Consider the following 26,540-nt stretch of genomic DNA (forward strand, 5'->3'; position numbering starts at 1 on the left):
TCGCGACGCAGTCACTGCGCAGGGCAGTGACTGCGTCGTCACCCGACCTTGGATGGACGTTGCCCGACCAGCGCGAACTCGCCACCGCCGCCGCTCTCGCCCTCCCCCGGTTCGTGGGCTCGACCGCCCTCTTCCACGCCGCGGTCGCCGAGCGGATGGCCGTCACCTCGACCGAGCTGCACTGCCTGCACCTGCTCCACGGCGGCGTCAGCGACTCCCCGACCGAGCTGGCGCGGCTGCTCGGGATGTCCACCGGCGCGTTCACCCGGCTGCTCGACCGGATGGAGCGGCACCGGCTCGCCGAGCGGGCCCCGGATCCGGCGGACCGGCGCCGGCTCGTCGTCCGGCCACTGCCCGACCGGATGGCCGAGCTCGCCGAGCTCTACGCGCCCATGGCCCGGTTCGTCGGCGAGCGGCTGGCACGCCTGGACCGCCGTCAGCTGACGGCGCTCGTCGGCTTCCTCACCGACGGCACGGCGGCGGCCGAGCGGGCTTCGAGCGAGCTGCCGGATGTGACCCAGGCCATAACCAGTTGACTAACTCTACTGATGTTGCGTTAACCTGGCTCCACTATGAGGAACTGAACCGCGCCCATCCCGCTTCCGAGGCGGCACCCGGTCGAGCCTGACGCTCCCGCGTGCCACGACGCCCGGCGGGATTTCCGCTTCTTCTCATCCGGGCCCGGTGATGCGCAATGTCCACCCTTTTCCCCTTGCAGGCCAAGGACGTCGTCTTCGGCTACGGCACCCGCGTCGTCCTCGACGGCGTCTCGCTGACCGCGTCGGCCGGGCAGCGGCTCGGCCTGGTCGGCGAGAACGGCACCGGCAAGTCCACCCTGCTGCGGCTGCTCGCCGGGCTCGAAGAACCCCGCTCCGGCGAGGTGCTGCGCGGCCCGGACGTCGGGTTCCTGCTGCAGGAGCTGCCGTTCGGCATGGACGCGACCTTCGCCGACGTCCTCGACGACGCCCTCGCCGAGATCCGCGCCGCCGCGGCCCGGCTCGACGAGCTGACCGCGGTGATGACCGACCGGCCGGACGACGCGGGCGTGCTCGACGAGTACGGCCGGGTCCTCGAGTGGGCCCAGGCCCACGACCTGTGGGACGCCGACCGCCGCGCGAAGCTCGTCTGCGACGGGCTCGGCCTCGGCGGCGTCGAACCGGACCGCAGGCTCGGCACGCTGTCCGGCGGGCAGCGGTCCCGGCTCGGCCTGGCCGCGCTGCTGGTCCGGCAGCCGGAAACGCTGCTGCTGGACGAACCGACCAACCACCTCGACGACGCCGCGATGGCGTTCCTGGAACGCCACCTCACCGAGCTGACCGGGATCGTGGTGCTGTCGTCGCACGACCGGGTGTTCCTCGACGCCGTCTGCACCGACATCGTCGACCTCGACCCGGCGGCGGCCGACCGCCAGGCCGGCGGCGCGGTCCGCTACGGCGGCAGCTACACCGACTACCTCGGCCACAAGAAGGCCGAGCGGGCGCGGTGGGAACAGCGGTTCGCCGAGGAACAGGAGGAACTGAAGGAGCTGCGGGAAACCGTCGCGGTCACCGCGCGCAACGTCGCCTACGGCCGCGGCCCGCGCGACAACGACAAGTTCATCCACCACTTCAAGGGCGCCCGCGTCCAGAAGACGATCTCGCGGCGGGTGCGCGACGCCGAGCAGCGGCTGGAGAACCTGGAACGCGACCAGGTGCGCAAACCACCGGCGCCGCTGCGGTTCCGGGCGGAGCTGACCGGCCGCGTCACCGGCGACGGACCCGCGATTTCGGTGCGGTCACTGGAAATCCCGGACCGGCTGCGGCTGCCGCGCCTGGACGTCGACGGTTCGGCCCGGCTGCTCGTCACCGGCGGCAACGGCGCCGGGAAGTCGACGCTGCTGTCGGTCCTGGCCGGCCGGCTGACGCCGGCGTCCGGGACGGTCCACTTCGGACACGGCGTCCGCGTCGGGTTGCTGGAGCAGGACGTCGTGTTCGCGTCGCCGGAACGGACCGCCGCGCGCGTCTACCGGGACACGCTCGGCGAGGACGCTCCCCCGCTGGGCCACCTGGGGCTGCTGGCGTCCCGGGATCTCCGGCAGCCCGTCGGAGCGCTTTCGGTCGGTCAACGGCGTCGGCTGGCGCTGGCGATCCTGCTCGCCGAGCCACCGGACGTCCTCCTGCTCGACGAGCCGACGAACCACATTTCGCTGACCCTGGCGGAAGAACTGTTCGCGGCCTTGGAGACGGCGCCGGGCGCGGTCGTCATCGCGTCCCACGACCGCTGGCTGCGCCGCGACTGGCAGGGCGACCACCTGGAACTGGCCGACGGCCGTCCGGTCGCCGTGTAGGCCGTTATACACCCGGTGGACAAGTGCCGCTTTCACGGGAAAGCGGCACTTGTCCACCGAAGGTCAGAGGGTGATGCCGAGGAGGGCGTCGACCGCGATGCGGATCAGGCCCGGAGCCGTCGAGTCCGTGCCGTCGCGCCGGAGGGCCTCGTTCGCCCACGCGTCGATCGCCGCCAGGGCCTTCGGGGTGTCGAGGTCGTCCGAGAGGTGGTCGCGCAGCCGGGCCACGGTGTCCTCCGCCGACGGGCCGGCCGGCAGCGCGACGGCTTCCCGCCAGCGCGCCAGCCGCGTCTGCGCCTCGGCGAGGAGCGCATCGGTCCACGGGCGGTCTTCGCGATAGTGGCCGGCGAACAACGCGAGCCGGATCGCGCCCGGGTCGACCTGGTCGGCCCGCAGCCGCGAGACGAACACGAGGTTCCCGCGCGACTTCGACATCTTCTCGCCGTCGAGGCCGATCATCCCCGCGTGCACGTAGTGGCGGGCGAACGGCCCGTCCTTGGCGACGGCCTCCGCGTGCGCCGCGCTGTACTCGTGGTGCGGGAAGATGAGGTCCGAACCACCGCCCTGCAGGTCGAACCCGAGCCCGAGGCGGTTGACCGCGATGGCGCTGCACTCGATGTGCCAGCCGGGGCGGCCCGGGCCGAGTTCCGACTCCCACGACGGCTCGCCGTCGCGGGCCACGCGCCACAGCAGCGCGTCCAGCGGGTGGCGCTTGCCGGCGCGGTCGGGGTCGCCGCCGCGCTCGGCGAAGAACTTCCGCATGGTGGGCTCGTCGTAGTTCGACTCGTAGCCGAACCTGCCCGTCGCCGAGTGGTCGAAGTAGACGTCGGGGAACTCGGGGTCGTCCGCCCGGTAGGCGGCGCCGTTCGCGAGCAGCTTCGCGATGACCTCGACGATCTCCGGGATGCTCTCCACCGCGCCGACGAACTGCTGGGGCGGGAGCACGCGCAGCGCGGTCATGTCTTCGCGGAACAGCGCCGTCTCGCGCATGCCCAGCACGACCCAGTCGTCCTGGTCGCGCTCGGCCCGCTCGAGCAGCGGCTCGTCGATGTCCGTCACGTTCTGCACGTAGTGGACGTCGTGCCCGTTGTCCCGCCACACGCGGTTCACCAGGTCGAAGGCCAGGTACGTCGCGGCGTGCCCCAGATGCGTCGCGTCGTAGGGCGTGATGCCGCAGACGTACATCCGGGCGGTGGCGCCGGGCGCGGTCGGGCGGATCTGCCCGGTGGCCGTGTCGTGGAGCCGCAGCGGGCGGGGGGTGCCGGGGATGCGGGGCACGTCGACCGATGACCAAGTCTGCATACCCCCGACTGTAAGCGTTCGCTCCGGCACCCTCCCGCCCGGTGGGACTCCTCCCCCACGTGGAGCAGCGGTTATCGCCGGCGTGCGACGTTCGCCACGATGGCGTCGCGGACGAACTCCCCGACGCCGGGCCGCTGCTCTTCCTCGCGGACGAGGAACCCGAGCTGCACCGGCTCCGTGACGTACAGCTCACCGATGCGCCGCTGCGTTTCGTACGAGCACTCGCCCATGAAGCGGGCGAGCATCCCGCGGTGCTCCTCGGCGAGGTCCATCGCCTCGGCGCCGTCCGGCGCGCCACCCGCGTCGAGGACGGCGTTCAGCCGCCGGACCCAGTCCCGGCGGGCCGCCTCGCCGGCCACCAGGTCCTCCTTGGACGGTGGGGTCGCGCCCTGCCACTCGGGCGTGCCGCCCCACCGCCGCGCGGCTTCCTCCGCGTAGCCGTCCGGCTCGCGGAACCCGCCGAACACTGCGAACTTCTCTTCGGGCGTCAGTGCGTTGCCCATGGCTCTCGCCTCCATCACGCGATCGACGGCCGCGACCATCCGCCCGAGCTCGCCCATCCGCGCCACCAGCAGCTCCCGCTGCTTCTTCAGGTGCGCGTCGGCGTCGATGCCCGGGTCATCGACGAGGGTCGCGATCGTCTCGAGGGGGAACCCGAGCTCCCGGTAGAACAGGATGCGCTGCAGCCGGTCGAGATCGTCGTCGTCGTAGCTGCGGTACCCCGAGCTCGTCCGGCCGCTCGGGCTGAGCAGGCCGATCTCGTCGTAGTGGTGCAGCGTCCGGACGGTGATCCCGGCCAGCGCGGCGACCTTGCCCACGGGATGCCCCATCGGTTTCCCCTCTTCCTCTCCGGCCGGTTCGGCCCTTGCGGAGACCACGGTGGTGCCTCACGCGACGTGAGGGTCAAGCGTCACTCTTCCGGAGCGGGTTCCCGGCGGCGAGCGCGGTTAGCCTGACCGGATGGGCACCATGATCGTCGTGGGCGGTGCGGTCGCGGTGATCGCGCTGGTCACGGCGGTCGCGCTGCGGCGGCCCCGCCGCGCCCGGCCCCGGCCGGTGATCGGCCCGGTTCCCCGCGAACCCCTCGCCGCCGTGCGCCGGGACGACGTCCTGCCGAAGATCGACGAGACGTTCCGCGCGGGGCGGTCGTGCGTCCTGCTGGGCGGCGGCGGGACGGGCAAGACGCACGTCGCCGCCGCGTACGTCCGCGAGGCGCGCTCGCCGGTGCTCTGGGTGGCCGCGGCCGACCCGGCCACCGCCGCCCGCGCGTATGCGGAACTGGCCCGGCAGCAGGGCTTGACCGGCCCCGACGCGGGCCTGGCGTGGCTCGACGGACGCGACGGCGCGATCGTCGTCTTCGACGGCCCGGCCGACCCGGACGCGCTCACCCGGTGGCTGCCCGCCCGGGCCCGGGTCCTGGTGACCACCACGGTGCCGGACTTCGAGGTCCTCGGCCCGACGGTGCCGGTGACCGGCTTCGACCCGGCCACCGCCGAGGGTTTCCTGCGCGCGCGGTCGGGCCGCGACGCCGCCGACGTCGCCCGGGAGCTCGGCTACCTGCCGCTGGCCCTCGCCCAGGCCGGCGGGGTGATCCGCACGTCGGGCTCCACGGAGTACCTCGACCGGCTGCCGGGGACGCCGCTGCTCGAGCGGGAACCGGGTGAGGACTACTCGCCCTGGGTGGAGGACACCACGCTCGCGGCCCTGCGCACGGTCGCCGCACGGGACGGCCGGGCCGAGGTCGTCGCCGAGCTGCTGGCCGTGCTGGCGCCGCGGGGCGTGCGGCGGGCGCTGGTGCACCGCGCCGGGCCGGACCCGGTGGCGGTGGACACCGCGCTCACGGGTCTCGAGAACGCGGCGCTCGCGGAGTTCGACGTCAGCGGCGAGGTGGTGACGATGCACCGCCTGACCCGGCGCGCGGTGCTGGGAAAGCTGCACGCGCAGGAGCGCCTGGCCGTGGCGCTGGACCGGGCGTTCGCGGTGGCGGACACCGAGGAGACCGCCGACCTCGCCGACCACGCAACGGCACTGTGGCGCCACTTCCGGGCGCTGCCCTCGGTGGCGGCGGGCCCGCGGCTGGGTCCGATCCTGCGGCTGCGGCGCCGGTCGGTCGACCTCCTGGTGGCCGAAGGGGCGTTCACGCAGGCTCGCGCGCTCGGCCGCGAAGTCCTCGCCGACCATGACGCGTACCTGCCCGCCGGGCACGCGGACACCGGGTTGGCCGCCCGGTCGCTGGACCGGGCGGTCAACCCGCCGGCGCCAGGCCGGCACCGCCGGGGGCGCAGGTAGTCGCGCACGACCGCCCCGGACCCGGCCGTCGCCTCAGCGCCGCCGGGTGCGCAGGTAGTCCCCGACCACCGCCGCGCCGAGACCGTCCAGATCCGGTGCCACCACCCGGCCGCCCGAACGGCGGGCGATGACGTCGACGAACGCCGTCAACCGCGGGTCGTCGCCGAGGCGGAACACCGTCACCGACGCGCCCAGCTTGGCCAGGCGGTCCACTTCGGACAGTGTCTTGTGGAGGGTGCGGGGCTGGGGCGGGTAGTCGAAGACCGCTTCGCCGTCCGGTTCCAGGTGGGCGGTCGGCTCGCCGTCGGTGACCATCAGCACCACCGGCTGGGCGTCCGGGTGCCGGCGCAGGTGCTGCCCGGCCAGCAGCAGCCCGTGGTGGGCGTTGGTGCCCTGCTCCCACGCGCCCTCCAGCCCGATCAGCTCCGGCAGCTCCACCGACTGCGCGTAGCGGCCGAAGGTGATCAGCTGCAGCGCGTCGTTGCGGAAGCGCGTGCTGATCAGCTGGTGCAGCGCGAGCGCCGTGCGCTTCATCGGCAGCCAGCGGCCTTCCTGCACCATCGACCACGACGTGTCGACCAGCAGCGCGACCGCCGCCCGGGAGCGGTGCTCGGTCTCGACCACTTCGACGTCCTCGACGTCGAGCCGGACCGACCGCTCCCCCACCGAGACCGACCGCAAGACGGCGTTGCGGATCGTCCGCGGCACGTCCCAGGGCTGCATGTCCCCGAACCGCCACGGCCGCGACGCGCCGGTGGGCTCGCCCGCCGCGCCCGCCGACTCGGTCTCGCGGTCGCCGGTCTTGCCCCGCAGCGCGTTCACGATGTCGGCCAGCGCCGTCTCGCCGAGGCGCCGCAACGCCTTGGGCGACAACCGGAGCGACCCGTCGGCGGCCCGTTCGAACAGGCCCTGGCGGCGCAGCTCACGCTCCAGTTCGGACAGCCGCCGCGCGTCGACGCCGGCGTCCTTGCCCAGCTGGCGTTCGAGCGCCTCCAGGTCGATGTCCTCCAGGCTCGCCCCCGGGTAGGACTGGCTCAGCTGCTCGGCCAGCGCGTCCAGCTCGGCGAGGTCGGCCATCGCCTGGGCGCCTTCGCCCATGCCGAGCGGGTTCTTGCCGCGGAAGCGTTCCGAGCCGGTCCAGTCCTCGCCCGGCCGCGCGGCCCGCAGCTGCGCGTCCAATTGGGACAGTTGCTGCGCGAGCCGCGGGTCGCCGAACGCCTGCTGGGTCAGCTCGGCCAGTTCGGCGCGCTGCTCGGCCGACATCGAGTTGAGCATCCGCTGTGCGGCGGCGGACCGCTCGGCGAGCGCGTCGATCAGCTCCTCGACGTTCCGCGGGTTCTCCGGGAAGAACTCGCCGTGCTTGGCCATGAAGTCCGCGAAGCGCTCCTGGATGTCTTCGGCGCCCCGGGCGTGCGCCGCCAGCAGGTCGTTGAGGTCGGCGAGCATCTCGTTGATCCGCTCGACGTCCTCGGGACCGGCGTTCTGCAGCGCCTGTTTCATGCCCTGGAAGCGCGACTCCATCAGCTCCTGGCCGAGCAGGTCGCGGATCTGCTGGTAGTTCTCCCGGCCCTGCTCGGAGCGCCAGTCGTAGTTCGCCAGCTCGTTGACGGCGGCCGCCGTTCCGGACGGCAGCGCGTCGAGCTGGGCCTCGCGGAACCGCGCCTCGTCGTCCGGGTCGGGGAACAGCTCGCGCCGTTCGGCGTCGAGGGCCTCCTGGAGCAGGCGCTGGACCTCCTGCAGGGTGCCGTTGAGGTTGTTGCGACGCTGGATCTGCGACCGGCGCTGCCACAGGCGCCGGGTCAGCTCGTCCAGGCCCGACGTGCGCTCGGTGCCGCGCCGGAGCAGCTCTTCCAGCGCGGACCGCGGCGACGACCCGGCCATCACCTCGCGGCCGATCTCGTCGAGCGCGTCGCGCAGGTCGGCCGGGGGCGCGAGGGGGTCCGGCCCGTCGTGCCACGGGCCGTAGGAGTAGCCGTCGGGAAGCGGGACCGCGGTCATCGGCCGTAGACGGTCGTCGCGTCGTCGGAGTCCTTGGCCAGCCGGCGCGCCAGGAACAGCGATTCGAGGGCGAGCTCGACGGCGGCCGCGATCCGGCCGGCGGGCTCGTCGGCGGCCACGCCGGCGCGCTGGGCGACCTCGTGCAGCACCGGGAGCTCCGGCAGGGCGGCGAGGACGTCCTTGGCCGGGACGCGCTCGCCGGTGGCGACGAGGTGGCCTTCCTCGACCGCGTCGGCGAGCGGGCGCAGGTCCAGCCCGGCGAACCGGCCGCGGGCGGTCTCGGCGATCGCCCGGCGCATCAGGTGCACGAGGTGCTCGATCTCGCGGCCCTCTTCGCCGGGTTCGAACTCGATCTTGCCCCGCAGCACGGACGGGACGGCGTCGAGGTCGACCGGCCGCGCCACGGCCGGCTCTTCACCGGTCAGGGCCGCGCGCCGCAGGGCGGCGGCCGCCACGGTCTCCGCCGCGGCGACGGCGAACCGGGCCGACACGCCGGAGCGCTGGTCGATGACCGTGGATTCGCGGAGGTTCCGGACGAACCGGGCGAGAACTTCCAGGAGCGGCTCGCCGACTTCGGCGACGAGGTTGGCCTCCTGCTTGACGACGGCGACCTCGGCCGCGACGTCCAAGGGGTAGTGGGTGCGGATCTCGGCGCCGAAGCGGTCCTTCAGCGGGGTGATGATCCGGCCGCGGTTGGTGTAGTCCTCGGGGTTGGCGGTCGCGACGAGCAGGACGTCCAGGGGCAGCCGCAGCGTGTAGCCGCGGACCTGGATGTCGCGCTCCTCCATGACGTTGAGCAGCGCGACCTGGATGCGCTCGGCGAGGTCGGGCAGCTCGTTGATGGCGACGATGCCGCGGTGGGCGCGCGGGACGAGGCCGAAGTGGATGGTTTCGGGGTCGCCGAGGCTGCGGCCTTCGGCGACCTTCACCGGGTCGACGTCGCCGATCAGGTCGCCGACGGAGGTGTCGGGCGTGGCGAGCTTCTCGGTGTAGCGCTCGGAGCGGTGGCGCCAGGCCACCGGCAGGTCGTCGCCGAGCTCGGCCGCGCGGCGGATCGACGCGGGCGTGATCGGCTGCAGCGGGTGTTCGCCCAGCTCGGCGCCTTCGATGACGGGCGTCCACTCGTCGAGCAGGCCGGCGAGGGTGCGCAGCAGCCGGGTCTTGCCCTGGCCGCGCTCGCCGAGCAGGACGACGTCGTGGCCGGCCAGCAGCGCGCGTTCGAGCTGCGGCAGCACGGTGCGGGAGAACCCGACGATACCGGGCCAGGCGTCCTCGCCGTTCTTGAGGGCGGTCAGCAGGTTGTCGTGGATCTCTCGGGCGATCGGGCGCGGCTCGTACCCGGCCGCGCGCAGGGCCCCGGCGGTCCGGGGAAGTGCGTCTGGAACTGCGTTCACCCGTTCGACGCTACTGCCGGATCGGCGGTGCGTCGACGTGGAGCGACTCCAGCGTGGGCGCGCTGCTGTGTTGCCTGCCGGCCCGGTAAAATAGGGCGTCGTGTGCCGTCCCAGTGCGACTTTCGCCGTCTGGTCCTCCGCGTGGCTCAACGGAGCCGCCGCGTCCGACGATGTGCTCGACGCCCTGCTCGCGTGGGGTGAGGCCCATGACGTGGTCGCCGCCGACGCCGCCGCGGCGGAGGCGTTCGCGCTGCCGCTGGCGTTCAACCGCGCGGCCACCCCGGTCCAGTTGCTGATGGCGCTGCGTTCGCAGGGAGCGAAAAGCATGCAGCTGGTCCTCCCGGTCCCGGGCGACGTCCGCGGGCTGGGCGGCGGCGGGCCGTTCACGGAGGCGGCGCTGCGCGCGGGTGACGCGGTGGTGCTGCCGGAGCTCGGCTTCGGGCTGGTGCCGGAGCCGATCGCCGAGGGGCTCGTCCGGTGGACGGTGTACTCGCTGTCCTCGCCTTCGGCTCCCGAGTACGTCGGGCTGGGCGAAGCCGAGCACGGGCTGACGGACGCGATCCGCAACAGCGCGGGGGCGTTGCAGGCGTTGGACGTGGCTTCGGACCGGCCGGGGGTGCGGGCGGAGCTGTCGGCGCACCTGCGGTCGCGGCCGGACGTGGACTGGCCGGCCGGGACGCCCGGCCGGGCGCTGCGGGTGTTGCAGCGCGCGGAGGAGATCGCGGCGATCCTGGCGATCGCGTCGTCGGACGACCCGGGCGGGGCGATCTCGGCGTCGGCGTCGACGTTGCGGGCCCAGGCGTTGCGGCCGTTGTCGGACGCGGTCCGGACGGCCCGCCGGGCGGCGGTCAACGAGGCGGTGCGGGTGTTCGCCGAATCCGCGGCGCGCGAAGGCTGACGCTCCCCTCCGTCACGGTTGCCGGTCGAAGCCATCGGGCCAGGCGGTGGCCTCGTCGACCCGCACGCCTTCCAGTGTCGCCTCGGTGAGGTCCGCGTTCGACAGGTCGGCACCGCGAAGATCCGCGCCGGTCAGATCGGCGCCACGCAGGATCGCATCTCTCAGCACCGCTCCCCGGAAGTCGGCGCCAGACGCCGCTACCCCGCGCAGATTCGCTCTCCGGAGCCAGGCGCCGGAGAGCTTGCAGCCGGTCAGGTCCGAGCCCGCGAGCATCGCCCGGCCCAGGAATGCCCCGCGTAGGGCCGCCTGACCGAGGTAGCAGGCCCGCAGGTCGGTGCTCTGGAGTTCGATCGCCTCGCCTGGCACCTCGAGCCGCCGTCCCAGTACCGTGAGCGCCGCCTGGACATCGGGCGCACGGACCTTCAGCAACGGCAGTTCGGGCGGGTCGCCGGGGGCGAACTCCGGCTCAAGCGCGACGAGGGTCGCGCGGTCGTGCCCCGACCAGGGCGACTCCGAGCGCACGTAACCGGCGAGCAGCTCGTGGATCCCCGCACGGACGTCGACCGAAGTGCGAGCTATCTGCTCAAGCGCGAAGACCGCGCCGAGCCGGACCCCGGCCCGGTCGTGGCCGAGCTGCCCGATCGATCGGCTGAGCTGCTCGTTCACCTGCGTCCGAGTGCCGAGCTGCAGCTGCGCCATCGCCGAATCCAGGCTGTGTCGCAGCTGGCCGCGGCTGACCTGCAGCTGACGCCAGGTGAAGTAGGCGCCCAGCACCACGACGAGTCCGCCGATGCCCTGCAGCACCGTCGTCCGATATTCGTTCTGCAGCCGCAACCGGGTGGCGGCGTCGGGAACCGCGTTCGCCGGCACGATCACCGCGGGCAACGCGAGCAGAGCAGCGACCGCCCCGGCACAGAGAACAACCGCGGCCACGACGACGACCGCGCTCCGCCACCGTCGCCCCGGGTGCGACGGGTTCGAAATGACGGGCCGGCCATCGAGTGTCATCCAGCTCCTCCCGGCCCCACCGTCGCCCTCCTCCGTCGGCTACCGGGCCGGGCGCTTGGCCGGCTCGCAGCACCCCACCGCACACGGCGCACCGTTGACCGTGCACCCCGCCGCCGGGAACGGCGACAGCTTCCGCGGCTTCACCCCGTGCGTGTGCTCCCGCACCAGCTCCACCACCAGCTCGGCGAACCGCGGGTCCGACCCCGCCGTCGCCGCGCGGGCGAACGCCATCCCGTGCTCGGCTGCCCGCTCCGCCGCTTCGTTGTCCAGGTCCCAGATCACCTCGAGGTGGTCCGACACGAACCCGATCGGCGAGACGACCACGCCCGGGACGCCGGCGGCGTGCAGCGCGTCGATGTGGTCGACGATGTCCGGCTCCAGCCACGGCACCTGCGGCGGCCCCGACCTCGACTGCCACACGACGTCGTACGAGTCGATCCCCGCCTCCGCCGCCACCAGGCGCGCCGCCTCGGCGATCTGGCGCGAGTAGCGGTGGCCGCCCTCGGCCGGTGGCCCCGACGCCTTGTCCGCGCTCGACGGGACCGAGTGTGCCGTGAACACCGTGCGGATCCCCGGTGCGTTGCCCAGGGACGCGTGCGCCGCGCGGACGCCGTCCGCCACCGCCGACACGAACAGCGGGTGGTCGAAGAACTGCCGGATCTTCACCAGTTCGGGGGCCCCCGGGCCGACCGCGGCGCGGGCGCGCTCGATGTCCTCGTCGTACTGGCGGCACGCCGAGTACCCGCCGTACGCGCTCGTGGGGAACACCAGCACCCGCGAGGCGCCGGAAGAGGCAAGCGAAGCCAGGGTGTCCTCGACCATCGGGTGCCAGTTGCGGTTGCCGAAGTGCACGGGCAGGTCGACGCCGGCCGCCGCGAGCTGCTTCTCGACCGCCGCCATCGCGTCGCGGTTCAGCCGGTTGATCGGCGAAACCCCGCCGAAGTGCCGGTAGTGCTCGGCGACTTCGAGCAGCCGCTCGCGCGGCACGCCCCGGCCCCTGGTGACGTTCTCGAGGAACGGCATGACGTCGTCGGGCCCTTCCGGACCGCCGAACGAAAGCCACAGCAACGCGTCGTATCCCACCCCGCCATCTTGCCGATGTGGCGGCCCGCACGCTGACGCGGGCCCGTTGTGAATCGATCAGTCCAAAACTCTGCTAAGCTCCTCCCATGGCCAGGCCACGGGAGTTCGACGAGACCGCCGCCGTCGAGAAGGCAATGCACGCCTTCTGGGAACACGGCTACGAAGCGACGTCCACACAGGACCTCTGCGAGGCCACCGGGCTCGGGCGCAGCAGCGTCTACAACACCTTCACCAGCAAGCGGGCCCTCTTCCAGCGGTCGCTCACCCACTACACCGGCACCCAGCTGGGGAAACGGCAGGCGATCCTCGACGGTCCCGGCACCGCGGCCGAGCGGATCGCCGCGGTGCTCGACCACGCCATCGAGGACGACGTGGAGCAGCGCCGCCGCGGCTGCCTCGTGGTCAACACCCTGGCCGAACTCGGCCTGCCGGACGACGAAGTGGGCGCGGCACTGCGGGACGACACCGACCAGAACCTGGCCATGTTCGCCGAGTGCGTCCGGGAAGGCCTGCTCGACGGCAGCCTCCGGGACGGCCTCGACCCCGCCGACGTGGCGGAGTTCCTGCTCAGCACCACCTCGGGCCTGCGCGTGATGGCCCGCCGCGGCACGAGCCGCGAAAGCATGCACGCCGTCGCCGATCTCGCCATGAACGCCCTCACGCGCTGAGCGCCGCACAAAAGCACCGAAGCACGCCCTGATTTTGGACTGATCAATACACAACCGGGAGGAACCCCCATGCCCCTGGCCGTCTTCGTCCTCGGGCTCAGCGTGTTCGCGCTGGGCACGTCCGAGTTCATGATCACCGGCCTGCTCCCCGGCATGGCCGCCGACCTGCACGTGAGCATCCCCGACGCGGGACTGCTGATCTCGGCCTTCGCGATCGGCATGGTCGTCGGCGCGCCGCTGCTGGCGATCGGCACCCTCCGGCTCCCCCGCCGCCGGACGCTGCTGGCCCTGCTCGCCGTGTTCACCGTCGCGCACGTCGTCGGCGCGCTCGCCGAGGGGTACGCCGTCCTCTTCGCGACGCGGGTGGTCGCGGCGCTGGCCTGCGCCGGGTTCTGGGCCGTCGCACTGGCGACGACGATCGCGCTCGTGCCCGTCGACCGGCGCGGGCGCGCGATGGCGGTGCTGGTCGGCGGGCTGACCGTCGCGAACATCGCCGGCGTGCCCGCCGGCACGTTCCTCGGCCAGCACGCGGGCTGGCGGACGGCGTTCTGGGCGGTGGCGGCGGTGACGCTGCTCGCGATCGCCGGCGTGGCGCTGCTGGTGCCGGAGACGACCGGCGACGCGGTGAGCGTCCGCGGCGAGCTGCGGCTCTACCGCCGGGGCCGGGTCTGGCTCGCGCTCGGCGTGATCGCCTTGTGCCAGGCCATGATCTTCGCCGCGTTCAGCTACCTCGCGCCGCTGCTGACCGAGACCGACGGCCTGCCCGCGGCGTGGGTGCCGGGCGTCCTGGCGCTGTTCGGCGTCGGCGCGCTGATCGGGATCAGCGCGGGCGGGCGGCTGGCCGACCGGCGGCCGTTCGCGACGCTCTACGGCTGTCTCGCCCTCGCGCTGGCCGCCCTGCTCGTGCTCGCCCTGACCACCGACGCGCTCGTCGCCGTCGCGGCCGTGATCGCCTTCGGCGTGGCCGGGTTCGGGGCCAACCCCGCGCTCAACCTGCGCGCCTTCCAGGCGGCCGGCGACGCGCCCACGCTCGTCGGGGCCAGCACGACCTCGGCGTTCAACGTCGGCAACACGATCGGCCCGTGGCTGGGCGGGGTCGCGATCGACGCGGGGCTCGGCTTCCCGAGCGTCGCGTGGACCGGGATGCTGCTCGGCGCGGGAACCCTGGCCGCGCTCACGGCCGCGGCCGTCGTCCAGCGGAACGACGACCGCGAGCCGGTCGCTGCCTGACCCTCAGACGCCGAGGAAGTGCACCCCGCCGTCGACCATGATCATCGAGCCGGTGGTGGCGGGGAGCCAGTCCGACAGCACCGCGCAGACGCTCTTGGCCACCGGGTCGGGGTCCGTGCTGTCCCAGCCGAGCGGCGCGCGCTCGCCCCAGCCGTCCTCCAGGTCGACGAAGCCCGGGATGGACTTGGCCGCCATCGTCTTCATCGGGCCCGCGCTGACCAGGTTGACGCGGATGCCCTGCGGTCCCAGCTCCTTGGCCAGGTACCGGTTGACCGACTCGAGCCCGGCCTTCGCGACGCCCATCCAGTTGTAGACCGGCCACGCGACCCGCGCGTCGAAGTCCATGCCGACGTACGAAGCACCCCGGCCGAGCAGCGGCAGGCACGCCTTCGCGAGCGACATGTACGAGTACGTCGAGATCTCGATCGCGGTCTTGACGTCCTCGGCCGGCGCGTCCATGAAGGGCGCGCCGAGGCAGGTCTGCGGGGCGAAGCCGATCGAGTGCAGCACGCCGTCGAGGCCGTCGACGTGCTCGCGGACCTTGTCGGCGAGACCGTCGAGGTGCTCCTGGTTCGTCACGTCCAGCTCGATCACCGGCGCCTCTTCGGGGAGACGCTTCGCGATGCGCTCGACGAGCGACATGCGGCCGAAGCCGGTCAGCACCACCTTCGCGCCCTCCTGCTGCGCGATCTTGGCCGCGTGGAAGGCGAGCGAGGCGTCGGTGATGATGCCGGTGATCAGCAGGCGCTTGCCTTCGAGCAGTCCGGGCACTTGTCCTCCAAGTCGTGGTTCGGGATAGCGGGAAGTCAGTGGCCGAGGCCGAGGCCGCCGTCGACGGGCAGCACCGCGCCGTTGACGTAGCCGGCTTCCTCGGAGGCCAGGTAGCGCACCGCGGCGGCGATCTCCGACGGCTCGGCGTACCGGCCGGAGGGCACCTGCGCGAGGATTTCCTTCTTGCGCGCCTCGGGCAGCTCGTCGGTCATGTCCGTGTGCACGAAGCCCGGGGCGATGACGTTCGAGGTGATGTTGCGGGAGCCGAGCTCGCGCGCCAGCGAACGCGCGAAGCCGACCAGGCCGGCCTTCGACGCCGCGTAGTTGGCCTGGCCCGCCGAGCCGGAGAGGCCGACCACCGAGGAGATGAAGACGAACCGGCCCCACTTGCCGCGCAGCATGCCGCGGGAGGCCCGCTTCGCGACGCGGAAGGCGCCGGTGAGGTTCGCGTTCAGGACGCGTTCGAACTGCTCGTCGCTCATCCGCATCAGCAGCGTGTCGTCGGTCAGCCCGGCGTTGGACACCAGCACCTCGACCGGGCCCTGGTGCTCCTCGACGAGCTTGAACGCCGCGTCGACCTGCTCGGTGTCGGTGACGTCCGCCTGGACCCCGAACAGCCCCTCGGGCGCGCCCGAGCCACGGTGCGTGACGGCGACCCGGTGACCCTGCTCCGCCAGGTCCCGGGCGATCGCCAGACCGATGCCCCGGTTGCCCCCGGTGACCAGAACCGACCGTCCCACGGTGTTCTCCCTCTTCGTCGACGTGCGCTGATGCCGGGCACGAGGTTATCGGCAGCTCCACGCGGCCGCGCACCCGCGCCCGGCGGTGCCCGCGACCGCCCTAAGCGGGTGTTAGGAACTGCCTCCCGACCTTGCTGGTTACCCGCTGGTTGGTCACCGTGAGTCGCAACACAGGAGGTCGACGATGACAACCCGGATCAGCGGGCCCACCGAGGGCGCCGTCAGCGAGAAACGCGTGATCGGCAACGTGCTGCGCGGCTCGATCGGCAACTTGGTCGAGTGGTACGACTGGTACGCCTACGCGGCGTTCACCACGTACTTCGCCAAATCCTTCTTCCCCACGACCGACACGACGGCCGCGTTCCTCGGCACCGCCGCCGTGTTCGCGGTCGGGTTCCTCATGCGCCCGCTCGGCGGCTGGATGCTCGGCCGGTTCGCCGACCGCTTCGGCAGGCGCAGCGCACTGGTGCTGTCGGTCACGCTGATGGCGGGCGGCTCCCTGCTCATCGCCGTGACGCCGAGCTACCACACGATCGGGCTGGCGGCCCCGATCCTGCTGCTGGTCGCCCGGCTGATCCAGGGGCTCTCCGTCGGCGGTGAGTACTCCACCTCCGCCACGTACCTGTCCGAAGTGGCCACTCCCGGCAAGCGCGGCTTCTACTCGAGCTTCCAGTACGTCACCCTCTACGGCGGCCAGCTGCTGGCGCTGGGTCTCCAGCTGATCCTGCAGGGCCTGCTCACCGAACAGCAGCTGGCGTCGTGGGGCTGGCGGATCGCGTTCGGCGTCGGCACGGTCGCCGCGCTCAGCGTCATGTGGCTGCGCCGCGGCATGGACGAGTCCGAGAGCTACACGCGCGAAGCGGACGCGAAAACCACCACCGGCGACCGCGGCACGCTGCGCGCGCTGGCCAAGTACCCCAAGGAGATCGCGCTCGTCGTCGGCCTGACCCTCGGCGGCACGGTGGCCTTCTACACCTTCGCCACCTACAGCCAGAAGTTCCTCGAGAACACCGCACACATCCCGCGGCGCACGGTCACGATCATCCTGTTCTCGGCGATCCTGCTCGCGGCGATCCTGCAGCCGCTCGCCGGGAAGCTGTCCGACCGGATCGGCCGCCGGCCGCTGCTGCTGTTCTTCGGCGTCGCGGGCACGCTGCTCACCGTGCCGATCATGACGGTGATGGGCTCGACCCGGAACCCGGTCGGCGCGTTCTTCCTCGTCCTCGCGGGGCTCGTCGTGGTGGCGGGCTACACGTCGATCAACGCGATCGTGAAGGCCGAGCTGTTCCCGACGAAGATCCGCGCCATCGGCGTCGGGCTGCCCTACGCGCTGACCGTCGCGATCTTCGGCGGTACCGCGGAGCTGATCGCGCAGGCGCTCAAGAGCGCCGGGCACGAGTCGGTGTTCTTCTGGTACGTCGCGGGCTGTGTCCTGGTCTCCCTGATCGTCTACGGCACAATGCGGGAGACCTCCAAGACCTCGGAGCTGGAAGACCGCAGGGAAGACGAACGCTGAGAAAGGGATGGCCGTGCGCGTGCTCCTCGTCGAAGACGACGCGGGTGTCGCCGGCGCGCTCGCGGAGTCGCTGCACGCGCGCGGTCATCCCGTCACCAGCGTCGGCCGCGGGGCCGACGCCCTGCACCGCCACCGCGACGCCGACCTCGTCCTGCTGGACCTGGGCCTGCCCGACCTCGACGGACTGGACGTGCTGCGCAAGATCCGCGCGGTGTCCCCGGTGCCGGTCATCGTCCTGACCGCCCGCGGCGACGAACGCTCGGTGGTCCGCGGCCTGCGGCTCGGCGCGGACGACTACCTCACCAAGCCGGTGCGGCTGGCCGAGCTGCTGGCCCGGATGGACGCCGTAGTGCGCCGTGCGGTGGCTCGCGAGGCTCCGGCCGGTGACGTCGTGCGCATCGAGGACGTCGAAATCGACCTCGGCGCCCGCCGGGTGCTCGTCGCCGGGCACGACGTCGGGCTCACCACCAAGGAGTTCGAGATCCTGGCCGTGCTCGCCGCCCGCCCGGGCACCGCGGTCAGCCGCCAGCAGCTGATGGACGAGGTCTGGGGCGACGCCTACCTGGCCGTCTCGCGCTCGCTCGACGTCCACCTGACCGGGCTGCGCGCGAAGCTGGACCGGCCGGGCCTGCTCACCACCATCCGCGGCTTCGGCTACCGGCTCGGCCGGGACTGAGCCGTGCGCACCCGGCTGCTGGTCGTGCTGGTGGCGCTCGCGCTCGCGGTGGTCGCGGCGTTCGCCGTGCCGCTGCTGGCCTCCACCGCCGAGCAGCGCACCCAGCAGCTGGTCATTTCCCGCACCGCGGACGTCGACCGGTTCGTCGTGCTGGCGCAGCAGGCCGTCGACACGCGCGACCCGGCGGCGCTCGTGGCCGACGCGGGCCGCTACGCCGAGCTGTACGGCGAAGGCGTCGTCATCGTCGACGCTCGCCGCGATCCGCTGGTGCAGGCCGGCGGGCTGACCGCGGCCGACCCGGCGGTGCACGCGCTGGTGGAAGCGACCATGCGCAACGAACCCGCGCCGCAGGTCGGCAGCCTCGGCCCGTGGTCGGCCGAACCGGCGTACTTCGCGCGGCCGGTGGGCACCGGCACCCGCGTGTCCGGCGTGGTCGTGCTGCGGGCGTCGGTGACGGCGGCGGCCGCGGACGTCGCCACCCGCTGGGGCACCATCGGCGCCGGGGCGCTGCTCGTCGCGGTCGTGTTCGTGCTGCTCGCCGTGCTGCTGGCCCGCTGGATGGTCCGGCCGCTGCACGAGCTGGAGACCGGCGTCCTCGCCGTCGCCGCCGGGCACCGCGCACAGGTCCCGGAGCGCGCCGGGCCGCGTGAGCTGCGGGTGCTGGCCGGCGAGGTCAACCGGATGTCCGAGGCGGTGCTCGAAGCGGCCGAGCAGCAGCACCGGCTGGTCGCCGACGCCTCCCACCAGCTGCGCAACCCCATGGCGGCGCTGCGGTTGCGCGTCGACTCCCTGGCCGGCCGCGTCGAGGGCGACGACACGACGTACCGGGCGACCGTCGCGGAAGTCGAACGCCTGGAGCGGCTCCTGGACGGGTTGCTGGCCCTCGCGCTCGCCGAGAGCACGGCGACGCGGGTCGCCGCCGGGGGCGCGGACGAGTCCTGCGACCTCGCCTCCGTGCTCGCCGAGCGCGTCGACGCCTGGCGCCCCGCCGCCGAAGACGCGGGATCGACGATCGTGCCGCCACCGGGTCACGACGAGCCGGTGACCGTGCGCTGCCCCGAAGGCGAGTTGGCGCAGATCCTGGACGTGTTGCTGGACAACGCCGTTCACTACGCCGGCCGCGGCGCGACGATCACGACCGGCTGGGAAGCCAGCGCCTCGACCGCCACACTGGTCGTTTCCGACGACGGGCCCGGACTGTCCACTGAGGACCGGGCGCGGGCGACCGAGCGGTTCTGGCGCGCGGGCGGTGAAGGCGCCCCGCGCGGCACCGGGCTGGGGCTGGCCATCGCGCACCAGCAGGTGCGCACCCGCGGCGGTGTCCTCGAACTGCGTCAAGCACTCCCCCGCGGCCTCGAAGCCCGCGTCACCCTGCCCCTGGCGGCGCCATGAGACTCACGCGGCGTACCGCTCTGCTCGGCGGCCTGGGGCTCGCCCTGGCCGGCTGCTCGACGTCGGGCTACGGCGGTCCCGAACGGACGGTCACCATCGCGGCCGGCGAGCGCGGCGGCTTCTACCTCGCCTTCGCCGAACTGCTCGCCGCCGAGCTGAACCGCGCCGAGCCGCGGCTGCACGCCACCGCCGTGCCGACCGAGGCGAGCGTCGCCAACGTCGACCTCGTCCGCCGCGGCCAGGCCGACCTCGGCCTGGTGCTGGCCGACGTCGCCCAGACGGCGCTGACCGGCGGCGCGCCGTTCACGGGCAAGGTGCCGCTGCTCGCGCTCGGCCGCGTCTACGAGAACTACCTGCAGCTCGTGGTCCGCGCGGACGGCCCGGTGCGCCGGCTCGCCGACCTGACCGGCCGCCCGGTGTCGCTCGGCGCCGGCGGCTCAGGCGCGGCCCAGCTCGGCGAACGCCTCTTCGCCAAGGCCGGCATCACCGTCGACGCCCGGCACCTGCTCTTCGACGACGCCGTCCGCGCGCTGGCCGGCCGCCGGATCGACGCCATGCTGTGGTCCGGCGGGGTACCGACGCCGAAGCTCGCGGACCTCACCCGCACGACCCCGATCGCGCTCCTGCCGCTCGACGCGGTGGTGCCCGCGCTGCGGGTCGCGTACGGGCCGGTCTACGACCAGGTCCAGGTACCCGACGGCGCGTACCGCGGCGTCGGCGCGCTGGGCACCATCGGGGTGGCGAACCTGCTCGTCTGCTCCCCCGCCCTGCCCGACGACGTCGCCGCGGCCGTCGTCCGGCTGCTCGTCGAGCGGGCCACCGACCTGGTGCCCGCCGAGGCCGTCGGCACGCAGTTCCTCGACGTGCGGACGCTCATCGGCACGCAGCCGGTGCCGCTGCAGCCGGGCGCGGCGGCCGCGTACCGGGCGCTGCACGGCTGAGCGCTAGATTGGGCCGGTGACCGAACCCCGCCGCCCCGTCGCCGAGCTGCCGCTGCGCGTGCGCTACCACGAGTGCGACGGCCAGGGCATCGTCTTCAACGCCCACTACCTGGCCTATGTGGACATGTGCTCCTTCGAGGCGGAGAAGGCGCTCTTCGGTTCGCACGAGGAGTTCCTGGCCCACCGCACCGACGTCGTGGTGGCGGAGGCGAACCTGAAGTTCCGCGCCCCGGCCCGGTACGACGACGAACTGGTCGTTTCCCAGTACCTGAACCACCTCGGCACGACATCGCTGATCTTCGACTTCGAGATCCACCGCGGCGAAACCCTGATCGCGGCGGCGACCCTGCGGTACGTGTTCATCGACCCGGAGACGCTGCGCCCGGCGGCGCCGCCCGAGGCGGTCCGCAAGGCCTACGCCGCGTTGCTCGGGGACTGAGCCGTGTTCCGCGTTCTCTTCTACCAGCCGGAAATCCCGCCGAACACGGGCAACGCGATCCGCCTCGCCGCGAACACCGGGTGCGAGCTGCACCTGGTCGAGCCGCTCGGGTTCACGTTGGAGGACAAGCAGCTGCGCCGCGCGGGACTCGACTACCACGACCTCGCACGGGTGCACGTCCACGCGTCACTGGCCGCGGCGTGGGAAGTGCTGCTGCCGGCGAAGGTGTACGCGTTCAGCGCGTCGGCGACCCGGCTGTACACGGATGTCGCGTACGGACCGGGAGACGTCCTGATGTTCGGCCCGGAGTCGGTCGGGCTGCCGGCATCGGTGCAGGAAGCCCCGGAGGTGACCGACCGCGTGCGGCTGCCCATGCTGCCGACGAGCCGGTCGCTGAACGTCGCGAACACCGCGGCCATCACGGTTTACGAGGCCTGGCGGCAGAACGGCTTCGCGGGCGCGTGATCACCGTCCGGTAGGTTCGCCGGATGCGACAGCAGTTCCTGGGGGCGCTCATCGGCGCCGCGTTCGGCACCGTGTTCGTCCTGGTCAACTCCGGCTCGCCGGTTCCCGCAGCGCTCGGCTGGGTGCTCCGCGCGCTGGCCGTGCTCGCGTTGGCCGCGGTGGTGGTCCTCGGCGTCCGGGCCGGCGGCCGGCCCACCCTCGAAGGACGGCCGGTGTTCGGGCCGAGCTACCGCGTGATCGTCATCGGCGAGGTCGTGCTGCTGATCGCCGGGTTCTTCGTGCTGAGCCTGCTCGACGCGCCGGTGCAGGCGAACGTCGCGTGGATCGCCACGATCGTCGGGCTCCACTTCGTCGCGCTGGCGTGGGCGTGGAAGACCCGGTCGATCCTGGTGGTCGGCGTGGTGTTGACCGTGCTGGGCGTCGTCGGGTTGGCCCTGCTGGGAAGCGCCGCGGCGTGGGTGCCGTTCGTCAGCGGCGTGCTCTCCGGGGTGACCCTGCTCGGCGGAAGCCTCTACGGCGTCCGCCGAGCCTGAGTCACGGCAGTCTCTGGCCGAAGAACAAGCTCGCCGCCGCGCCGAGCATCAGGAACAGCGTTCCGATGACCACCCACGGCTTGCTCGCGTCGGCGTCCTTCAGCTCGTAGCCGATCTGCTCGCCGAGGTCCGCGTAGACCTTCTTCAGCTCCTCGGCGCTCGCCGCCTTGTAGAAGTCGCCGCCGGACAGCCTGGCGATCTCGCGCAGCGACTCGTCGTCCACGCTCACCGGCTGGGCCTTGCCGTCGATGTCCACCGAACCGTGCGTCGTGCCGAACGAGATCGACGAGATCGGGACCCCGGCCTGCTTCGCCGCCTGCGCCGCCGTGTAGCCACCGCGCGCCGCGTACAGGTCCTCGGGCACCGTCTGCTTGCCGTCGGACATCAGCACGATCCGAGCCGGTGGCGGTCCGTCGGCCCCGCCCACGACGCTCGAGAAGCTCTCCACCGACTGCAGGGCCGCGAAGATGCCTTCGCCGGTCGCCGTCGACTGGGCCAGCTTCAGGTTCTCGATCGCCTTGATCACGCCGTTGCGGTCCGTCGTCGGGTTGACCAGCACCGTCGCCGTGCCCGCGAACGAGATCAGGCCCAGGTTGATGCCCGGGGTCATGTTCTGCGCGAACTGCGTCGCCGCGTCCTGGGCCGCCTTCAGCCGCGTCGGCGCGACGTCGGTGGCCTCCATCGACAGCGACACGTCGATCACCAGCATCACGGTCGCCCGGTTGCGCGGGACCTTCTGCTCCGCGGTCGGGCCGGCGAGCGCCACGGTGAGGATCAGCAGCGACAGCACGATCAGCACCGCCGGCAGGTGCCGCACCCAGCCCTGGCTCTTCGGCGCGACCTTCTCCAGCAGCGCCAGGTTCGCGAACCGCATGGTCCGCTTCCGCCGCGCGCGCTGCGCCAGGACGTACCCGATCGCCACCGCCGCGACGGCGATCAGCAGCAGGAACCACCACGGCGCGCTGAAACCCGTCAGGCTCACGCGACACCCCCCGACCAGCGGCGCTTGCGGGCGACGACGAACCGCACCATGTCGGCGATCCAGTCGGCGTCCGTGCGCAGCGTCAGGTGGGCCGCACCCGCGCGCCGCAGGCCGGCCGCCACCTGCTGCCGGTGGGCGTGGGCCGCGGCCCCGAACTCCTTGCGCAGCAAGGCCGACGCATGCACTTCGCGCTGCTTCCCTGTCTCCGGGTCGGCCAGCACGACGGTGCCCACCTCGGGCAGGTCGACGTCGCGCGGGTCGAGGACTTCGATCGCGATCAGTTCGTGGCGCCCGCCCAGCGCCCGCAGCGGGCGCTCCCAGGACGTGTCGCCCAGGAAGTCCGAAATCACCACGGCCAGGCCACGCCGCCGCGGCGGACGGCGCAGCGCTTCCAAAGCGGCAGCGAAGTCACCGCGGGTGCCCTCGGGCGCCCGCGGGGTCTCGGCCAGCTTCCGCACCAGGCCGCGGGCGTGCGCGAGGCCGCCGCGCGCCGGGATGCGGGTCGTGTCGGCGCCGGTGGAGATCAGCGCGCCGATCCGGTTGCCGCCGCCCCCGGTCAGGTGCGCGACCGCCGCGACCGCGCACACCACGAGGTCGCGCTTCTCGCACAGCGCCGTGCCGAAGTCGAGGCTCGCCGACAGGTCGGCGACCACCCACGTCTCCAGCTCGCGGTCGGCCACGGTCTCGCGGATGTGCGGGGTCGTGGTGCGGGCGGTGACCGCCCAGTCCATCCGGCGGACGTCGTCGCCGGGCTGGTACGGGCGGGCCTCGCCGGGCTCGGACCCCGGCCCCGGCACCAGGCCGAGGTGGTTGCCCTGCAGCAGCCCGTCGAGCCGGCGGCGGACGTCGAGCTCCAGCGTGCGGAGCCCGGCTTCCATCCGGTCGCCCCGCAGCACCGGGGGCGCCCACGAAGGGCGTTCGCCCTTCTCGTTCTTCGCCATCGCCGGGTTACCTGACCGGCGCGCCCGCCGGGACCGGGCCGCCCTGGCCGGCCCCGCCCTGCGGCCGGGCCGAGACCTGCGGCAACGGCACGGTCTGCAGCACGCGCGTGATGATGTGGTCGATGGGCACGCCGTCGGCGAGCGCGTCGTAGGACAGCACGAGCCGGTGGCGCAATACGTCCGGCACGACGTCGACGACGTCCTGCGGCAGCACGTAGTCGCGGCCGCGGACCAGGGCCAGCGCGCGGGCGGCGGCGATGATGCCGAGGCTCGCGCGCGGCGAGGCGCCGTAGGACACCCAGCCGGCGACGTCGGCGAGGCCGTGCTCGTTCGGCGTCCGGGTGGTCAGCACGAGCCGCACGACGTAGTCGACCAGCGCGTGGTGCACGAACACCTGCGACGCGACGCCCTGCAGCCGGACCAGCTCGCCCGGGCTGAGCACCTCGTGCGGGGTGGGCGGGGTGACGCCCATCCGGTAGATGATCTCGCGCTCCTCCTCGGCGGAGGGGTACTCGACGAGGATCTTGAACAGGAAGCGGTCGCGCTGCGCCTCGGGCAGCGGGTACACGCCCTCGTTCTCGATCGGGTTCTGCGTGGCCAGCACGAGGAACGGGTCGGGCATCGGGAACGTCTGCCCGCCGATCGACACGTGCCGCTCGGCCATCACCTCGAGCATCGCCGACTGGACCTTGGCGGGCGCGCGGTTGATCTCGTCGGCGAGCACGAAGTTCGCCACGACCGGGCCGAGCTCGACGTCGAACCGCTCGGCGCCCTGGCGGTAGATGCGCGTGCCGAGGATGTCGGCGGGCACCAGGTCGGGGGTGAACTGGACGCGGGAGAACGAGCCGCCGACGACCCGGGCGAACGTCTCGACGGCGAGGGTCTTCGCCACGCCGGGCACGCCTTCGAGCAGCAGGTGGCCCTTGGCCAGGAGGCCGACCAGCATCCGCTCGACCAGGCGGTCCTGGCCGACGATGATCCGCTTGACCTCGAACACGGTCCGCTCCAGCAACTGGGCGTCCCGCGCCGGTGTCGCCTGCTGGCCGTTCCCGCCCTCGGCGTAGCCGGGCTCGGTCACTCTGCCTCCTCGAAAGTTCGTGCGCCGCCCCCGCGACGGTGATCACGCGGTGCGACCGTACTGCGTCCCCCGGTTCTCCGTCCGTCCGGCACGCGGACGCGCGGGTTCGCCCGTGAGTAGCCAACACCGTCAGCGGTATGACATCTGTGAAGCTGCCCTTCAGCGGTGCCGCTCGAGGTCCTCGGGGGTGTCGATATCGTCCGCTTCGCCCCGTTCGGCGGGCACCTCGGTGACGCTCAGTCCGCCCAGCACCCGCCGCAGCGCCGCGTTCTCCACCTGCTCGGGCAACGCGTCCCGCAGCGCCGCGACCCGCCAGGCGCCCAGCAGCCACTGCCGGGACCCGCCGGCGTCGACCAGGACGGCGCCGTCGCCGTCGCCGAGCGCGGCGACCAGGCGGTCCACAGTGGACCGGCGGACGCCCGGGAGGTCGGCCGCCAGCACGGCGACCGCCTCGACGTCGTCCGGGACGAACGCGAGCCCCGCCGCGAGCGCGGCCACCGGCCCGGTGCCCGGCACCGGTTCCCGGGTCCACACGACGTCGAACCCGGGCCGCCGCGGGCCCACGGCGATCACGCGCTCGGCGCCGGCGAGAGCGTGGATCGCGCGGGCGAGCAACGGTTTCCCGCCCACCGACAACGCCGGCTTGTCCACACCGGACAGTCTGCTGGCCGAACCCCCGGCCACCACGATCCCCGCGTACCGCATCCCGGGAATCTAGCCCATACTGGACGCGTGTCCTACACCGTCGAACCGCGCGTGGACGCCTACATCGACGCCCTGCCCGGGTGGCAGCAGGCGATCTGCCGCGAGGTCCGCGAGCTGGTCCACGCGGCGGATCCCGAGGTCGTCGAGACGATCAAGCGCACCCGGCAGCCCTACTTCGTCCTCGAAGGCAACATCTGCGCCCTGCTGGCGGCGAAGGACCACGTCAACGTCTTCGTCTACGACGGCGGCATCGTCCCCGACCCCGAGGGGATCATCACCGCCGGGCACGGCAACAAGACCGCGCGGACGGTCGCCTTCCGCGAGGGCGAAACGATCAACGCGCCCGCGCTCATGGCGATGTTCCGGCAGATCATCGCCAACAACCGGGCCGGCGGCTGGCGCAAGCTCAAGCGGGAGCAAGCCGGGCCTCAGCGGCCGAGCACCAGGTAGGCGAGGCCGAGCACGCCCCGGTAGTCCCGGACGTACTGCCGCTGACGCTCGTCGAGCCAGTCCCGCACCCGCGCCGCCCGCGGGTCGGCCGGGTTCGCCAGCAGCCACTCCTGCCAGGCCAGCTTCGACGTCGACTCGAAGTCGTCCCATTCGAGCTGGTCGGCGGTGCTGAGGTGGAGCACCCGCCAGCCGGCGCCGTCCGCCGCGTCGAGCAGCTCCGGCAGGGTCGGCGTGTCCGGCCCGAAGATCTCCAGCGCCGCCGCACCGGGCGGGGCGGCCCAGAAGCCGTCGCCGTAGAGCACCCGGCCCGAGGGCACCACGCGCGCGAGCCCCTCCAGCGCGGCCTTGGTCGAACCCAAGGCGTGCGCGGCGCCGACGCAGAACGCCCGCTCGGCGGACCCGTCCCACGTCGCCGCGTCGGCCTCGGCGAACTCGACCGCCAGGCCGCGCTCGCGAGCCGCCGCCCGGCCCCTCGCCAGGGAAACCACGTCGGTGTCGACGCCGGTTCCCCGCAGCCCCGGAGTCCGTTCCCCGGCCCGCAGCAGCAGCTCGCCCCACCCGCAGCCGAGGTCGACCAGGTGTCCCGCACCGAGGGCCATCCGATCGAGCAGCACGGAGGCGTGGGCCTCGGACAGGGGCGTGTTCCAGCGCATCCGCGAGCGCCGCAGCGCGTTCAGTTCGTCGTCCACCCGGCGATCCTGGGCCCCGGACGACG

At 73.1% G+C, this 26,540-nt stretch carries 27 protein-coding genes; 14 read left to right on the forward strand and 13 right to left on the reverse strand.

Annotation, left to right across the window (positions count from 1 at the left end):
• Window positions 1-59: 59 nt before the first annotated feature.
• Both AB0J40_RS25095 and AB0J40_RS25100 read left to right on the forward strand, forming a co-directional pair.
• On the forward strand, window positions 60-536 hold the full coding sequence (locus AB0J40_RS25095) for a MarR family transcriptional regulator (protein WP_364457029.1): 477 nt from the start codon (window positions 60-62) through the stop codon (window positions 534-536).
• Window positions 537-694: 158 nt separating this feature from the next.
• Window positions 695-2,326: an ABC-F family ATP-binding cassette domain-containing protein gene (locus AB0J40_RS25100; protein ID WP_364457031.1), complete on the forward strand. Its 1,632-nt coding sequence runs from the start codon at window positions 695-697 to the stop codon at window positions 2,324-2,326.
• Between the two features lie 63 nt (window positions 2,327-2,389).
• Here the strand turns inward: AB0J40_RS25100 and mshC are convergent, their stop codons facing one another.
• Together mshC and AB0J40_RS25110 are read right to left on the reverse strand one after the other, a co-directional pair.
• On the reverse strand, window positions 2,390-3,628 hold the full coding sequence (mshC, locus tag AB0J40_RS25105) for a cysteine--1-D-myo-inosityl 2-amino-2-deoxy-alpha-D-glucopyranoside ligase (protein ID WP_364457033.1): 1,239 nt from the start codon (window positions 3,626-3,628) through the stop codon (window positions 2,390-2,392).
• A gap of 71 nt (window positions 3,629-3,699) precedes the next feature.
• The gene (locus AB0J40_RS25110) at window positions 3,700-4,458 is read right to left on the reverse strand and encodes a MerR family transcriptional regulator (protein ID WP_364457035.1); all 759 of its coding nucleotides are present in this window, start codon (window positions 4,456-4,458) and stop codon (window positions 3,700-3,702) included.
• A 130-nt stretch (window positions 4,459-4,588) separates the two neighbouring features.
• On the opposite strand from AB0J40_RS25110, the gene AB0J40_RS25115 reads away from it, so the two are divergent.
• A complete protein-coding gene (locus AB0J40_RS25115) occupies window positions 4,589-5,917 on the forward strand; it encodes a hypothetical protein (RefSeq protein ID WP_364457037.1) in 1,329 nt (442 codons plus the stop codon).
• A gap of 33 nt (window positions 5,918-5,950) precedes the next feature.
• On the opposite strand, the gene AB0J40_RS25120 is transcribed toward AB0J40_RS25115, so the two are convergent.
• Together AB0J40_RS25120 and AB0J40_RS25125 are read right to left on the reverse strand one after the other, a co-directional pair.
• Entirely contained in the window at window positions 5,951-7,915 is a 1,965-nt protein-coding gene (locus AB0J40_RS25120) for a VWA domain-containing protein (RefSeq protein WP_364457039.1), read from the reverse strand.
• Window positions 7,912-9,309, reverse strand: a complete 1,398-nt coding sequence (locus AB0J40_RS25125) for an ATP-binding protein (protein WP_364457041.1) — start codon at window positions 9,307-9,309, stop codon at window positions 7,912-7,914. The genes AB0J40_RS25120 and AB0J40_RS25125 overlap by 4 nt, the downstream gene beginning before the upstream one ends.
• A 100-nt stretch (window positions 9,310-9,409) precedes the next feature.
• Here AB0J40_RS25125 and AB0J40_RS25130 point away from each other — a divergent pair, with 100 nt between their 5' ends.
• The gene (locus AB0J40_RS25130; RefSeq protein ID WP_364457043.1) at window positions 9,410-10,207 is read left to right on the forward strand and encodes a hypothetical protein; all 798 of its coding nucleotides are present in this window, start codon (window positions 9,410-9,412) and stop codon (window positions 10,205-10,207) included.
• A 12-nt stretch (window positions 10,208-10,219) separates the two neighbouring features.
• Here AB0J40_RS25130 and AB0J40_RS25135 read toward each other — a convergent pair whose 3' ends face one another.
• Both AB0J40_RS25135 and AB0J40_RS25140 read right to left on the reverse strand, forming a co-directional pair.
• On the reverse strand, window positions 10,220-11,215 hold the full coding sequence (locus AB0J40_RS25135) for a pentapeptide repeat-containing protein (protein ID WP_364457045.1): 996 nt from the start codon (window positions 11,213-11,215) through the stop codon (window positions 10,220-10,222).
• 39 nt (window positions 11,216-11,254) lie between these two features.
• Window positions 11,255-12,298: a ferrochelatase gene (locus tag AB0J40_RS25140; protein ID WP_364457047.1), complete on the reverse strand. Its 1,044-nt coding sequence runs from the start codon at window positions 12,296-12,298 to the stop codon at window positions 11,255-11,257.
• An 86-nt stretch (window positions 12,299-12,384) separates the two neighbouring features.
• Between AB0J40_RS25140 and AB0J40_RS25145 the strand changes: the two genes are divergently transcribed.
• Together AB0J40_RS25145 and AB0J40_RS25150 are read left to right on the forward strand one after the other, a co-directional pair.
• Window positions 12,385-12,966, forward strand: a complete 582-nt coding sequence (locus AB0J40_RS25145) for a TetR/AcrR family transcriptional regulator (protein WP_364457049.1) — start codon at window positions 12,385-12,387, stop codon at window positions 12,964-12,966.
• Between the two features lie 69 nt (window positions 12,967-13,035).
• Window positions 13,036-14,196: a Cmx/CmrA family chloramphenicol efflux MFS transporter gene (locus AB0J40_RS25150; RefSeq protein WP_364457051.1), complete on the forward strand. Its 1,161-nt coding sequence runs from the start codon at window positions 13,036-13,038 to the stop codon at window positions 14,194-14,196.
• A gap of 3 nt (window positions 14,197-14,199) precedes the next feature.
• On the opposite strand, the gene fabI is transcribed toward AB0J40_RS25150, so the two are convergent.
• Complete coding sequence (gene fabI / locus AB0J40_RS25155; RefSeq protein WP_004562814.1) at window positions 14,200-14,967, reverse strand: enoyl-ACP reductase FabI; 768 nt, start codon at window positions 14,965-14,967, stop codon at window positions 14,200-14,202.
• 35 nt (window positions 14,968-15,002) lie between these two features.
• A complete protein-coding gene (locus AB0J40_RS25160; RefSeq protein WP_364457053.1) occupies window positions 15,003-15,707 on the reverse strand; it encodes a beta-ketoacyl-ACP reductase in 705 nt (234 codons plus the stop codon).
• 184 nt (window positions 15,708-15,891) lie between these two features.
• Here AB0J40_RS25160 and AB0J40_RS25165 point away from each other — a divergent pair, with 184 nt between their 5' ends.
• Genes AB0J40_RS25165 through AB0J40_RS25195 form a run of 7 tightly spaced genes read left to right on the forward strand, consistent with a single transcriptional unit; the run spans window position 15,892 to window position 21,669 of the window.
• Window positions 15,892-17,223 carry an MFS transporter gene (locus AB0J40_RS25165; RefSeq protein WP_364457054.1) on the forward strand — a complete coding sequence of 444 codons (1,332 nt, stop codon included), beginning with the start codon at window positions 15,892-15,894 and terminating at the stop codon, window positions 17,221-17,223.
• Between the two features lie 7 nt (window positions 17,224-17,230).
• Window positions 17,231-17,899 (forward strand): response regulator transcription factor, encoded by a 669-nt coding sequence (locus AB0J40_RS25170; RefSeq protein ID WP_364457056.1) that lies wholly within the window; start codon window positions 17,231-17,233, stop codon window positions 17,897-17,899.
• 3 nt (window positions 17,900-17,902) lie between these two features.
• Window positions 17,903-19,291, forward strand: coding sequence for a HAMP domain-containing sensor histidine kinase (locus AB0J40_RS25175; RefSeq protein WP_364457057.1), 1,389 nt, complete (start codon window positions 17,903-17,905; stop codon window positions 19,289-19,291).
• A complete protein-coding gene (locus tag AB0J40_RS25180) occupies window positions 19,288-20,232 on the forward strand; it encodes a TAXI family TRAP transporter solute-binding subunit (RefSeq protein WP_364457059.1) in 945 nt (314 codons plus the stop codon). The genes AB0J40_RS25175 and AB0J40_RS25180 overlap by 4 nt, the downstream gene beginning before the upstream one ends.
• Window positions 20,233-20,248: 16 nt before the next feature.
• Entirely contained in the window at window positions 20,249-20,671 is a 423-nt protein-coding gene (locus AB0J40_RS25185) for a thioesterase family protein (RefSeq protein WP_364457061.1), read from the forward strand.
• Between the two features lie 3 nt (window positions 20,672-20,674).
• Complete coding sequence (locus AB0J40_RS25190; protein WP_364457063.1) at window positions 20,675-21,136, forward strand: tRNA (cytidine(34)-2'-O)-methyltransferase; 462 nt, start codon at window positions 20,675-20,677, stop codon at window positions 21,134-21,136.
• 23 nt (window positions 21,137-21,159) lie between these two features.
• Complete coding sequence (locus AB0J40_RS25195; protein WP_364457065.1) at window positions 21,160-21,669, forward strand: hypothetical protein; 510 nt, start codon at window positions 21,160-21,162, stop codon at window positions 21,667-21,669.
• 1 nt (window position 21,670) lies between these two features.
• Here the strand turns inward: AB0J40_RS25195 and AB0J40_RS25200 are convergent, their stop codons facing one another.
• From AB0J40_RS25200 to AB0J40_RS25215, 4 genes are all read right to left on the reverse strand, one after another.
• Window positions 21,671-22,651 (reverse strand): VWA domain-containing protein, encoded by a 981-nt coding sequence (locus AB0J40_RS25200; RefSeq protein WP_364457067.1) that lies wholly within the window; start codon window positions 22,649-22,651, stop codon window positions 21,671-21,673.
• Complete coding sequence (locus tag AB0J40_RS25205) at window positions 22,648-23,592, reverse strand: DUF58 domain-containing protein (RefSeq protein ID WP_364457069.1); 945 nt, start codon at window positions 23,590-23,592, stop codon at window positions 22,648-22,650. The genes AB0J40_RS25200 and AB0J40_RS25205 overlap by 4 nt, the downstream gene beginning before the upstream one ends.
• A 7-nt stretch (window positions 23,593-23,599) precedes the next feature.
• Window positions 23,600-24,670 (reverse strand): AAA family ATPase, encoded by a 1,071-nt coding sequence (locus tag AB0J40_RS25210; RefSeq protein WP_086673929.1) that lies wholly within the window; start codon window positions 24,668-24,670, stop codon window positions 23,600-23,602.
• A gap of 159 nt (window positions 24,671-24,829) precedes the next feature.
• A complete protein-coding gene (locus AB0J40_RS25215) occupies window positions 24,830-25,375 on the reverse strand; it encodes a molybdenum cofactor guanylyltransferase (RefSeq protein ID WP_364457071.1) in 546 nt (181 codons plus the stop codon).
• A 27-nt stretch (window positions 25,376-25,402) separates the two neighbouring features.
• On the opposite strand from AB0J40_RS25215, the gene AB0J40_RS25220 reads away from it, so the two are divergent.
• Window positions 25,403-25,825, forward strand: a complete 423-nt coding sequence (locus tag AB0J40_RS25220; RefSeq protein WP_364457073.1) for a DUF1801 domain-containing protein — start codon at window positions 25,403-25,405, stop codon at window positions 25,823-25,825.
• Here the strand turns inward: AB0J40_RS25220 and AB0J40_RS25225 are convergent.
• Window positions 25,804-26,514, reverse strand: coding sequence for a methyltransferase domain-containing protein (locus tag AB0J40_RS25225; protein WP_364457075.1), 711 nt, complete (start codon window positions 26,512-26,514; stop codon window positions 25,804-25,806). The genes AB0J40_RS25220 and AB0J40_RS25225 overlap by 22 nt on opposite strands.
• Window positions 26,515-26,540: the final 26 nt, after the last annotated feature.

This window comes from Amycolatopsis sp. NPDC049691 (assembly GCF_040675005.1).
Taxonomy (GTDB): Bacteria; Actinomycetota; Actinomycetes; order Mycobacteriales; family Pseudonocardiaceae; genus Amycolatopsis.

Bases quoted from the DNA above. Each gene is read 5' to 3' on its own strand.
- AB0J40_RS25115 (WP_364457037.1), top strand. From the start codon at position 4,589: ATGGGCACCATGATCGTCGTGGGCGGTGCGGTCGCGGTGATCGCGCTG.
- AB0J40_RS25215 (WP_364457071.1), bottom strand. From the start codon at position 25,375: ATGCGGTACGCGGGGATCGTGGTGGCCGGGGGTTCGGCCAGCAGACTG.
- AB0J40_RS25150 (WP_364457051.1), top strand. From the start codon at position 13,036: ATGCCCCTGGCCGTCTTCGTCCTCGGGCTCAGCGTGTTCGCGCTGGGC.
- AB0J40_RS25110 (WP_364457035.1), bottom strand. From the start codon at position 4,458: ATGGGGCATCCCGTGGGCAAGGTCGCCGCGCTGGCCGGGATCACCGTC.
- AB0J40_RS25100 (WP_364457031.1), top strand. From the start codon at position 695: ATGTCCACCCTTTTCCCCTTGCAGGCCAAGGACGTCGTCTTCGGCTAC.
- AB0J40_RS25165 (WP_364457054.1), top strand. From the start codon at position 15,892: ATGACAACCCGGATCAGCGGGCCCACCGAGGGCGCCGTCAGCGAGAAA.
- AB0J40_RS25135 (WP_364457045.1), bottom strand. From the start codon at position 11,215: ATGACACTCGATGGCCGGCCCGTCATTTCGAACCCGTCGCACCCGGGG.
- AB0J40_RS25170 (WP_364457056.1), top strand. From the start codon at position 17,231: ATGGCCGTGCGCGTGCTCCTCGTCGAAGACGACGCGGGTGTCGCCGGC.
- AB0J40_RS25195 (WP_364457065.1), top strand. From the start codon at position 21,160: ATGCGACAGCAGTTCCTGGGGGCGCTCATCGGCGCCGCGTTCGGCACC.
- AB0J40_RS25145 (WP_364457049.1), top strand. From the start codon at position 12,385: ATGGCCAGGCCACGGGAGTTCGACGAGACCGCCGCCGTCGAGAAGGCA.
- mshC (WP_364457033.1), bottom strand. From the start codon at position 3,628: ATGCAGACTTGGTCATCGGTCGACGTGCCCCGCATCCCCGGCACCCCC.
- AB0J40_RS25180 (WP_364457059.1), top strand. From the start codon at position 19,288: ATGAGACTCACGCGGCGTACCGCTCTGCTCGGCGGCCTGGGGCTCGCC.
- AB0J40_RS25205 (WP_364457069.1), bottom strand. From the start codon at position 23,592: ATGGCGAAGAACGAGAAGGGCGAACGCCCTTCGTGGGCGCCCCCGGTG.
- AB0J40_RS25120 (WP_364457039.1), bottom strand. From the start codon at position 7,915: ATGACCGCGGTCCCGCTTCCCGACGGCTACTCCTACGGCCCGTGGCAC.